This window comes from Candidatus Thiopontia autotrophica (assembly GCF_982804495.1).
Window position 1 is genome coordinate 1 of record NZ_CEYDPX010000045.1, and the last position, 2279, is coordinate 2279.

At 47.2% G+C, this 2279-nt stretch carries 2 protein-coding genes; one reads left to right on the forward strand and one right to left on the reverse strand.

The features are described 5' to 3' along the window. A partial coding sequence (locus tag AC3ZFK_RS08200) for a TolC family outer membrane protein (RefSeq protein WP_489433787.1) occupies positions 1-1708 on the reverse strand: 1708 nt, incomplete at its 3' end. Positions 1709-1914: 206 nt separating this feature from the next. Here AC3ZFK_RS08200 and AC3ZFK_RS08205 point away from each other — a divergent pair. After that, positions 1915-2241: a hypothetical protein gene (locus tag AC3ZFK_RS08205; protein WP_487507258.1), complete on the forward strand. Its 327-nt coding sequence runs from the start codon at positions 1915-1917 to the stop codon at positions 2239-2241. The last annotated feature ends 38 nt before the right edge of the window (positions 2242-2279 follow it).

The following is a 2279-nucleotide window of genomic DNA, read 5'->3' on the forward strand; positions in this document are numbered from 1 at the left end:
GCGCATATTTTCCCATCATGCTGTCGAGTTCAGTCTTTTGTTCCTCTCTGGTTGGTGGAACATATGTCATCTCTCCTTGCGGAGATATCGCCATTTCTCTGATCTCTGTAGGCACTATCACAACTTCAACAATTTCTGGAGACTGCTTAGCGGCCTGTTCCACTGTGTTCACATCTGGAGATTGGCTAATTCCACGCGCTCCCTCCATTTTTCGAATTACCGCGTTCAAGCTGTCTGCAATAACCTCAGCGTCCTCTTGAACTTCATTAATAGCTTGTTGTCTCTCATCGATCTCACCCGATTTTTCTGGTTGTGATGCGATATGTTTTGCCGCAACCGTAGCGGCTGTTTTAAGCAGCGCAGATGTTTCCGGGATCTGGGCAACGGCTGGGGCCGCTGAGGCAGCTGAATTCTCATCCTGTACCATGGCAACCTCCAGGGTCCCAATCTCCTGGAGTAACTCAAAGGCAGAGATGATCAGATCGGTCTCTGCACTGACTGCTGAATCCAGCGCAGTGATGTAACTATTCTCCTCACTTAGCACATCAATCAGTGAGCGTGTCCCCAATTTGCGCTCTTTGCGCGCCAAAGTCAGGAACTCACCAGAGATGTTTGCAGAATTCCTCAGGAACCCTGCATTGGTCTTGTCGGTTATAAGATCTTGCCAAGCGTTACGTACCTTCTCCTCAACATCACGCATCGACTTATCCAGCTTTTCCATCTTTGCGCTTAGATCAGTATCTGATTTGCGCAATCCGTAGAGGTCCTTGCCTCCGGCATAGAGCGGCATCTTGAGCTCAAAGTGCGCTTTGAACTCATTTTTCTTACCGGCCGTTCCTCCATCATCCTTTTTGAACTTTTTGTCTACATTAGCCTTGATGGTGGGATAGAATTTCGTCTTTGCAGTCTTTATATCCTTACGTGCGATCTCAACATCATAGTTGGACCCACGCAGGGATGTATTTTTTCTGTAGGCCATATCCAGCGCCTCCTCCAGGGTTTTTGGCAAAAACTCGGTAGGCATCTCAGGCTTGCGGAAGCTCTTTACATCTCCTGGCTCTACACCAAAGACCGCGCGATACTCATTTCTGGCCTTCACCAGCGATCCCTCTGCCCTGGCTGTCTTCGCATATGCCCCGGCAAGCTTGGACTTACTCTGTAATACGTCAGTTGAGTAGCCTGAACCACGGGCGACACGAGCCTCCTCCATCCCTGTCTGTTTCTTTATGTTCCCCTCGGATTGCTTTGCATATGCCAGCTTGTCTGTGTCCTTCATCAGATTAAGGTATGCCTTGAGAGCAGTAATGGTAATGGTCTGCCTCTTTGCTTGTAGATCATTAGCCTTCTTCTCATACTGTAGCTGCGCCTTGCTGATTCCTGCAGCAGTAGCACCAAAATCTGTAACCAGCTGCTTAACCTCAATCTTGTGTTCACGACGATTGAACATGGTATCGTCATCAGCTGGTTTCTGTTGGTCTTCATAGCCCTTGGAGAGAGTCACATCTACTGTCGGATACCAACCAGCCTGTTTGATTCTGATCTCATGCTGGGCACCTTCCAGCTCTGCCTCTACTTGACTAATCTCATCATCGGTCTCCATGAGTCCGGGCAAAATCTCGCTCAACAACTCGGCCTGCACCGGAGTGACAGCAAGGGAGAGCCCTATGCAGATTGCAGATAGTTTGAATGATAGAACTGAGTTACTCATTTTCATTGCGCGCTTCTTCCGTAGAATTAATAATCTGAACCTCTTAAACTATACTGAAACCACTTGACTGTAAACAATATCTTGTATAATTTTCACAAAAAAACAGCATAACAAACATGTAGTTATATATAATTGTTAGCTAATATACGAGTGGTTATAATTTGTACAGTAAGACAAGACAAGACAAGGATATTCGAAATTAAATTATGATTAATCAAGCAGTTGGCATCGTTGCCATTATCACAATCGTTCTCACCCTGAATGGATGCACAACTAATCCAGCACTGGTCAAGAGCGAGTCTGAGAGTTATCGCACCGGGTTTGCCCATGGCTGTGACAGCAGGGCTGTAGACAATAATCCCTATTACCTTTATCAGAGGGATGTCAAAAAGTACGGTGCCGGTGCCGATGCCGAATATACCCACGGTTGGGATGATGCCTACAAGCGGTGCGCAGAGAAAGGGACACTAACCTCATTCTTTACGCATGAGGAGGCTTTTCTGCATGATGCAATTGAAGATCTACTACCCTAGCTGATCCACATCCCGCACCGCCCCTCTGGCTGCGCTGG